At 59.1% G+C, this 8,864-nt stretch carries 6 protein-coding genes; 5 read left to right on the top strand and 1 reads right to left on the bottom strand.

Going from position 1 to position 8,864, the window contains the following annotated elements; all coding sequences use genetic code 11:
- On the bottom strand, window positions 1-1,997 hold a 1,997-nt coding region (gene aceE / locus ACIQ47_RS13095; RefSeq protein WP_396438539.1), incomplete at its 3' end, for a pyruvate dehydrogenase (acetyl-transferring), homodimeric type.
- A 176-nt stretch (window positions 1,998-2,173) separates the two neighbouring features.
- Between aceE and ACIQ47_RS13090 the strand changes: the two genes are divergently transcribed.
- From ACIQ47_RS13090 to ACIQ47_RS13070, 5 genes are all read left to right on the top strand, one after another.
- A complete protein-coding gene (locus ACIQ47_RS13090; protein ID WP_396438538.1) occupies window positions 2,174-4,672 on the top strand; it encodes a PAS domain S-box protein in 2,499 nt (832 codons plus the stop codon).
- Window positions 4,673-4,700: 28 nt separating this feature from the next.
- Window positions 4,701-5,327: a response regulator transcription factor gene (locus ACIQ47_RS13085; RefSeq protein WP_396438537.1), complete on the top strand. Its 627-nt coding sequence runs from the start codon at window positions 4,701-4,703 to the stop codon at window positions 5,325-5,327.
- Between the two features lie 76 nt (window positions 5,328-5,403).
- Window positions 5,404-6,255 (top strand): bifunctional methylenetetrahydrofolate dehydrogenase/methenyltetrahydrofolate cyclohydrolase FolD, encoded by an 852-nt coding sequence (gene folD, locus ACIQ47_RS13080; protein ID WP_396438536.1) that lies wholly within the window; start codon window positions 5,404-5,406, stop codon window positions 6,253-6,255.
- A 40-nt stretch (window positions 6,256-6,295) separates the two neighbouring features.
- Complete coding sequence (locus ACIQ47_RS13075) at window positions 6,296-8,335, top strand: M3 family metallopeptidase (protein WP_396438535.1); 2,040 nt, start codon at window positions 6,296-6,298, stop codon at window positions 8,333-8,335.
- Window positions 8,336-8,389: 54 nt separating this feature from the next.
- Complete coding sequence (locus ACIQ47_RS13070) at window positions 8,390-8,839, top strand: hypothetical protein (protein ID WP_396438534.1); 450 nt, start codon at window positions 8,390-8,392, stop codon at window positions 8,837-8,839.
- Window positions 8,840-8,864: the final 25 nt, after the last annotated feature.

Here is an 8,864-nt window from a genome sequence, read left to right as displayed (position 1 = left end):
ATGGTGTTGGCCATGATGTGGCTGTGACCGTCTTCGTGCTGCAGGCCTTCGCCGTTCAAAGTGGTGCGGCCCGAGGTGCCGCCCAGCAAGAAGCCGCGTGCCTGCATGTCGCCCGCAGCCCAGGCCAAGTCGCCAATGCGCTGGAAGCCAAACATGGAGTAGTACACGTAGAACGGGATCATGATCCGGTTGGATGTGCTGTAGCTGGTGGCCGCCGCAATCCAGCTCGACATGCCGCCGGCTTCGTTGATGCCTTCTTGCAGAATTTGACCGGCTATGTCTTCCTTGTAGTACATGACCTGGTCTTTGTCGACCGGGGTGTACTGCTGGCCTGCAGGGTTGTAAATACCGATCTGGCGGAACAGGCCTTCCATACCGAAAGTACGGGCTTCGTCCACCAGAATCGGCACCACGCGCGGTCCTAATGCCTGGTCGCGCAACAGCTGGGTCAAAAAGCGCACATAGGCTTGGGTGGTGGAGATTTCACGGCCTTCGGCGGTGGGCTCCATCACCGACTTGAATGTATCGAGCGACGGCACTGTGAAACTCTCATCGCTGTGGGTGCGGCGATGGGGCAAGTAGCCGCCCAGGGCCTTGCGGCGCTCGTGCAGGTACTTCATTTCGGGGGTGTCGTCCGCAGGCTTGTAAAACGGAATCTTGGACAGCTCGCTGTCAGGCACCGGGATGTTGAAACGGTCACGGAAGGCTTTGATGTCCTCGTCCGACAGCTTCTTGGTCTGGTGCACGTTGTTTTTGCCCTCGCCGGCTTTGCCCATGCCAAAACCTTTGACGGTCTTGATCAACAGCACCGTGGGCTGACCTGTGTGATTCACAGCTTTGTGGAAAGCGGCATAGACCTTTTTGGAGTCATGTCCGCCGCGGCGCAGATCAAAAATTTCTTCGTCAGACATCTTGGAGACCATTTCCAGGGTGCGCGGGTCGCGACCAAAGAAATGTTTGCGCACATAGGCGCCATCGTTGGCTTTCATGGCTTGGTAGTCGCCGTCCAGCGTGTCCATCATGATTTTCTTGAGCGCACCCTCTTTGTCGCGGGCCAGCAAAGGGTCCCAACCGGAGCCCCACAGCAGCTTGATGACGTTCCAGCCCGAGCCACGGAACTCGCCTTCAAGCTCTTGCACGATCTTGCCGTTGCCTCGCACAGGGCCGTCCAAGCGTTGCAAATTGCAGTTGACCACGAAGACCAGGTTGTCCAGGTTCTCACGGGCGGCCAAACCGATGGCGCCCAAGGATTCGACCTCGTCCATCTCGCCATCGCCGCAGAACACCCAGACCTTGCGGTTTTCGGTGTTGGCAATGCCACGGGCGTGCAGGTACTTCAAAAAGCGCGCCTGGTAAATCGCCATCAAGGGGCCCAGCCCCATGGACACCGTGGGGAACTGCCAAAACTCGGGCATCAGCTTGGGGTGTGGGTAACTGGACAAACCCTTACCGTCGACCTCTTGGCGGAAGTTGAGCAACTGCTCTTCGGTCAAGCGGCCTTCGAGGTAGGCGCGGGCATAGACGCCAGGAGATACGTGGCCTTGGATGTAGAGGCAATCACCGCCGTGTTCTTTTCCAGGCTCGGCACTCTCAGCGTGCCAAAAATGGTTGAAACCCGCACCAAACAAACTGGCCAAAGAGGCGAAGGAACCAATGTGGCCACCTAAATCACCGCCGTCTTCGGGGTTGTGGCGGTTGGCCTTAACGACCATGGCCATGGCGTTCCAGCGCATGTAGGCGCGCAGGCGCTCTTCAATTTCCAGGTTGCCGGGCGAGCGCTCTTCTTCTTGTGGCTCAATGGTATTGACGTAGCCCGTGGTGGCCGAAAACGGCAAATCGATGCTGTGCTGACGGGCTTCTTCCAGCAGCTCTTCCAGTAAAAAGTGAGCGCGCGCAGGACCCGCTTTTTCGATCACGGCGGACAGGGCGTCCATCCATTCACGGGTCTCTTGGGCGTCCAGGTCACGGCCCGGTTGTTGTGGTGTTGCCGCTGTCATGTTTGTCTCCTGAAAAGGGTGTCTTGTTTAAATGATGCCTGAATTTTCCCACGATTTCCAAAAAATTTCAAATAGTGCACACATGTTTTGCATTATGAAAATATCAGGAAAGAAAACGTCAATTTATGAATTCATTGGAAATCAGGTTGCCAAGCCTTGTCCTCTAAACTCAGGCCATGGAATTGAACAAAGCAACATCGGTCGTGACCAAAGTCGGGCCGTGGGCCTGGTGGCTGTCATGGTGGCGCAGTCAATCGCCAAATCGGCAAGACCGTTTCGCCAACCTGACCCCAGTGGCTGCGGTGGTGCTTTTTTTGGCCGCCATTGCCAGTGCGTTCTGGTATTTGCGGGTGGAAGAAATTGAGCGGGAGCAAGAAGCCATCAAGCGCGACGTGGAATACGCCCAACAGCGCCTGCGCCTGCGCTTGCTGGAGCGGCAAGAGCAAGTCATGCGCCTTGCGCGGGATGTGTCCAACAAAGAAATCCGCGCCGATCAGTTTTTATCGCGGGCCGAGGCCCTGGTGCAGCAATACCCAGAATTTTTGTCATTGACCTGGATCGATGACCGCCGCCGCATCGTGGCCAACCAGAGCATTTCCAGCATCTCACCCAGTCAGCAACTGCGCGCGGGCACGGTGCTGAAAATTGGGGAAACCGAAAGCCATTTCAGTCTCGCTCGCGACCTGATGCAGCCTATTTATGGCCAACACGATGCCGAGGCAGACCGCGACACCCAGATGTCGGTGCTGCAACTGCACACCCCCTTGACCACCGACCAAGGGCGTTTCAGCGGGGTGATCCTGGCCGAATACAGCATGGAAGGCCTGCTGCGCTACGGCATACCGACCGAGGTGCTGGCCAAGTACGCGGTGGCCCTGCAAGACGGCAGCAGCCGTTTGTTGGCCGGCCAGGTCATTCCCGAACGCATCGCCATGTGGTGGGTGCTGCCGGGCAGCGGCAGGCGCAACAACGATTACGAGGTCCCAGTTTCCCCTGTGGGTAACGACCTGGTCCTGCGGGCGCAGGCTTGGCGCACCTCCCAAGGCTTGGTGGGCAGCGGTCTTTTCTGGCTGGTCAACGTGCTCAGCGTGATGACCGCCTGGATGCTGATCGGCAATTGGCGTCACACCCGCAGGCGGCTGCAGGCGCAAAAGGCCCTGGTGGCCGAAACCAATTTTCGCCGCGCCATGGAAAACTCCATGCTCACGGGCATGCGCGCCCTGGACTTGCGCGGCCGCATCACCTACGTCAACCCCGCCTTTTGCCAGATGACGGGCTGGAGCGAGGCCGACTTGGTCGGGGCCGTAGCGCCCTTTCCTTATTGGCCCGACCAAGACCGCGAGTTGCTCATGAAGCGGCTGGAAGAAGAAATCAGCGGCCAACACTCGGCGGGTGGTTTTCAGGTGCGCGTCAAACGCAAAAACGGCCAGTTGTTTGATTCACGCATGTACGTTTCACCCCTGATCGATGCCACGGGCAAACAAACCGGCTGGATGACTTCGATGACCGACATCACCGAGCCCAACCGGATTCGCGAACAACTGGCCAGCTCGCACGAGCGCTTCACCATCGTGCTCGAAGCCCTCGACGCCTCGGTCTCGGTGGCCCCGCTGGGCAGCCAAGAATTGCTGTTTGCCAACAAACTCTACCGGCTTTGGTTTGGACAGAACACCGAAGGCCATTTGCGCCTGGTTCAGGAGGCGGGTGCCTACAGCGGCGAGCAAGCATCCGAAGATGTCGATGACCTGGCGGGATTACCCACCGAAAGCCTGACGATTGCCTCCACGGGCAACACAGAGATATTTTTGCCCGATCTGGGCAAGTGGCTGGAAGTGCGCTCGCGCTACATCAACTGGGCCGACGGTCGTCTGGCGCAAATGGTGATCGCCAGCGACATCACGCCGCGCCGCCAAGCCGAAGAGTTGGCCGAGCAACAAGCTGAACGCGCCCAGAACGCCAGCCGCCTGATCACCATGGGCGAGATGGCGTCCAGCGTTGCGCATGAGCTGAACCAGCCGCTGACAGCGATCAGCAATTACTGCAGCGGCATGATTTCACGCATCAAGACACAGCAAGTCAATCAAGAAGACCTGTTGGCGGCACTCGACAAAACGGCCCGTCAGGCCCAAAGAGCCGGACAGATCATTTTGCGCATCCGCAGTTTTGTGAAACGCAGCGAGCCCAACCGCACGCTGTCTGACGTTTCGGCCATGGTCAGCGAATCGCTGGAGCTGGCCGAGATCGAGATGCGTCGGCGCAACGTGCGCCTGACCCACCATGTGGCCGCCCGGCTGCCCCAGCTGATGGTGGACCCGATACTGATTGAGCAGGTGCTGATCAACCTGATGAAGAACGCGGCCGAATCCATCGACAACGCCCAGCGCCCTGCAGGGCAGCGCCAGGTCGAATTGCGCATCGTGCCCAAACAACTCGGCCAGCAATCGGTGGTCGAGTTCTCGGTGACTGACACCGGCCAGGGCTTGCCCGTGGAAGACACCGAGCGGGTGTACGAGGCGTTTTTCTCGACCAAGGTGGAAGGCATGGGCATTGGCCTCAATTTGTGCCGCAGCATCATCGAATCCCACCAGGGCAGGATCACTTCCGAGAACCTCTACAATTCTGCCGAAGTGACAGGATGTCGATTTTCCTTCTGGATACCGGTCGAAACCCACTGATCACACAACAAACCACTGAGGTAAACCAATGAGTTTGATACCGAAAAAAGGCACGGTTTATGTTGTCGATGACGACGAAGCGGTGCGCGATTCCTTGCAGTGGTTGCTCGAAGGCAAGGATTACCGGGTGCGTTGCTTTGACAGTGCCGAGTCCTTCATCAGCCGCTACGACCCACGTGAAGTGGCCTGCCTGATCGCCGACATCCGCATGGGCGGCATGACCGGTCTGGAATTGCAAGACCGCCTGATCGAGCGCAAATCGCCCCTGCCCATCGTGTTCATCACTGGCCATGGCGACGTGCCCATGGCGGTCACGACCATGAAAAAAGGGGCGATGGACTTCATCCAGAAACCTTTCAAGGAAGAAGAATTGCTGGGCCTGGTTGAGCGAATGCTGGACGAAGCCCGTGAGGCGTTTGCGGGTTACCAGCAAGCGGTCAGCCGGGATGCCCTGCTGTCCAAGCTCACGGGACGCGAAGCCCAGGTGCTCGAACGCATCGTCGCCGGTCGCCTGAACAAACAGATCGCCGACGATCTGGGCATCAGCATCAAGACGGTGGAAGCGCACCGCGCCAACATCATGGAAAAGCTCAACGCCAACACCGTGGCCGATTTGCTCAAGATCGCGCTCGGGCAAAACGCCCCAAAAGCCTGATCCCCACAAGCCCTTTGAAACGCCCGCATCAGTCGGGCGTTTTGCATTTTCTCTCTGACTTTTCTATTTTTAAAAAATGACAGCCCAACTCATCGACGGCAACCAGCTCTCCAAACAACTGCGCACCGAAGTCGCCGCCCGGGCCCAAGCCCTCAAGGCCAAGGGTGTGACGCCCGGTCTGGCCGTGGTGCTGGTGGGGGACAACCCGGCCAGCCAGGTTTATGTGCGCAACAAGGTCAAGGCCTGCGAAGACAGCGGCCTGCACTCGGTGCTGGAGAAGTACGAAGCCACCATGACCGAAGCCGACCTGCTGGCCCGGGTTGAAGCCCTGAACATGGACCCCAGCATCCACGGCATCCTGGTGCAACTGCCCTTGCCCGCACACATCGATGCCCAAAAAGTCATCGAAGCCATCAGCCCCGCCAAAGACGTGGACGGCTTTCACATCGCCAGCGCCGGGGCCTTGATGACCGGCATGCCCGGTTTCTGGCCCTGCACGCCTTACGGCTGCATGAAAATGCTCGAAAGCATTGGCTACGACTTGCGCGGCAAACACGCCGTGGTCATTGGCCGCAGCAACATTGTGGGCAAACCCATGGCGCTGATGCTCTTGCAACAAAACGCCACCGTGACGATTTGCCACAGCGCCACCCCCGACCTGAAGGCCATGACCTTGCAAGCCGATGTGATCGTGGCCGCCGTGGGCAAACGCAACGTGCTCACGGCCGACATGGTCAAGCCCGGCGCGGTGGTGCTGGACGTGGGCATGAACCGCAATGACGCAGGCAAACTGTGTGGCGACGTGGACTTTGAAGGCGTGAAACAAGTCGCCAGCCACATCACCCCCGTGCCCGGCGGCGTCGGCCCCATGACCATCACCATGCTGCTGGTCAACACCCTTGAAGCTGCCGAGCGCGCCACCAAGTGATACAAAGCATTGATAGACTGAACCGACTTCTGGAAGCCTCATGACCAACCCCTTGCTCGACACCTCTGGCCTGCCCCTGTTTGACCGCATCGCCCCCGATCATGTGGCCCCGGCCTTGGACGAACTGCTGAGCGCCGCCGAAAAGGCGCTGGACACCGTGACCGCCACCGACTTTCCAGCCGACTGGAAAGCCATCGCCAGCACCTTGGACGTGAGCACCGAGCGACTGGGCATGGCCTGGGGCGCCGTCTCACACCTCAACAGCGTGGCCGACACCCCCGAGTTGCGCGCCGCCTACAACGCCGCCCTGCCCCGCGTGACCGAGTTCTGGACGCGCCTGGGCAGCGACGAGCGTCTGTATGCCAAATACAAAGCCATTGACGCCGCCAGCCTCAACACCGAACAAACGCAAGCCCGCAAAAACGCCCTGCGCGGCTTTGTGCTGGGCGGTGCCGAGCTGCAGGGCACAGCCAAAGAGCGCTACGCCGCCATCCAGGAACGGCTGGCCGAGATCACTCAAAAGTTCAGCGAAAACACTTTGGACGCCACCGACAAATTTGCGCTGTACGTGAGCACAGAACAGCTCCAAGGCGTGCCCGCCGACGTGGTTCAGGCCACCCGCGACGCCGCTCAAAAAGAAGGCCAAGAAGGCCACCGCCTGTCGCTCAAAATGCCGGTGTACCTGCCCGTGATGCAGTTCGCCGACAACACGGCTTTGCGCGAACAACTCTACAAAGCCTATGTGACTCGAGCCTCAGACCAGGCCCCAGAAGACTTCAAGCATTTCGACAACACTCCCTTGATACAAGAAATTTTGGCGCTGCGTCAAGAAGAATCACGTCTGCTGGGTTTTGACAACTACGCCCAAGTCTCGGTGGTGCCCAAAATGGCCGAGTCCCCCGAAAAAGTCACCAGTTTCTTGCGTGACCTGGCGGCCAAAGCCCGCCCCTTTGCCGAAAAAGACTTGGCCGATCTGCGCGAATTTGCCAGCAATGCATTGGGCTTGAACGGCCCGCTGAACGCCTGGGACGTGCCTTATTTGAGCGAAAAACTCAAGGAAGCGCGCTACAGCTTCAGCGAACAAGAGGTCAAGCAATACTTCACCGCCCCCAAAGTGCTGGCTGGGCTGTTCAAGATCATCGAAACCCTGTTCGAAGTCAACATCCGCGCCGACCAAGCGCCGGTCTGGCACCGCGCCGTGGGCTTTTACCGCATCGAGCGCGAAGGCCAACTGGTGGGCCAGTTCTACCTCGACCCCCCAGCCCGCGCCGGCAAGCGCGGCGGTGCCTGGATGGACGACGTGCGCGGCCGCTGGCAGCGCCCCGACACCGGCGTGCTGCAAACGCCCGTGGCGCACCTGGTGTGCAACTTTGCCGAAGGCGTGAACGGCCAGCCTGCCTTGCTCACGCACGACGACGTCATCACCCTCTTCCACGAGTTTGGCCACGGCCTGCACCACATGCTGACGCAGGTGAACGAGCGTGACGTCTCGGGCATCAGCGGCGTCGAGTGGGATGCGGTCGAGCTGCCCAGCCAGTTCATGGAAAATTTCTGCTGGGAATGGTCGGTGCTGCGCCACATGACGGCCCATGTGGAAACCGGCGAGCCCCTGCCGCGCGCCCTGTTCGACAAGATGCTGGCCGCCAAAAACTTCCAAAGCGGCTTGCAAACCCTGCGCCAGATCGAGTTTTCGCTGTTCGACATGCTGGTGCATTCAGAACACGACCCGGCGCAAGACTTCATGCCGCTCTTGCAACAGGTTCGCGACGAAGTCGCCGTCATGCGCCCACCCGCCTTCAACCGCATGGCCAACACCTTCAGCCACATTTTTGCAGGCGGTTACGCTGCGGGTTATTACAGCTACAAATGGGCCGAGGTACTGAGCGCCGATGCCTACGCCGCCTTTGAAGAAACCGCCGCCGCCGACGGCACGCCCAGCGTGGAAACCGGACGCCTGTACCGCCAAGCCATTTTGGAGGCTGGCGGCAGCCGCCCAGCGCTGGAGTCGTTCAAGGCCTTCCGGGGCCGCGAGCCGAGCCTGGATGCGCTGCTGCGGCATCAAGGCATGGTGACGGCCTGAAAATCAGGCCCTTGCTCACGGCTTTATCATGTCCAAATTTTGGGGATTTACATCATGCGCAAAACCAAACAAATCTTAGCCTTGGCATTGGCCGCCTGTGTTGTGCTTGCGCATGCGGCTGACTACGGCCCTTCAGAGTCGGCGTCATCTTGGCAAGCTCAAGCCCAAAAAGAAATCAAGGCCAACAATTATTCAGCCGCCATCAGTACGCTGGAGGCAGCCAACCAAAGCAACTCAGCCGATTGGAATAATCTGCTGGGCTATGCACAGCGCAAAAAATCCCCCCCAGATTTGGCCGCAGCCGAGCGCTTTTATATAGCAGCGCTCAAGATTGATGCCAAACACAGGGGCGCTTTGGAGTACTACGGCGAACTCTTTCTCATGAAGAACGACCTTGCAGGCGCCGAACAGATGTTGGCGCGCTTGGACAAAGCCTGTGTTTTCTCTTGCGAAGAATTTAGAGATTTGAAAGAGGCCATCGCGCGCTTCAAAAGCAAAAAATAACGGCCTGCCGGAACTGCAGAACACC

The organism is Limnohabitans sp. (assembly GCF_044373035.1).
GTDB lineage: Bacteria > Pseudomonadota > Gammaproteobacteria > Burkholderiales > Burkholderiaceae_C > Limnohabitans_A.
This window is presented reverse-complemented; position numbering and strand designations above follow the sequence as displayed.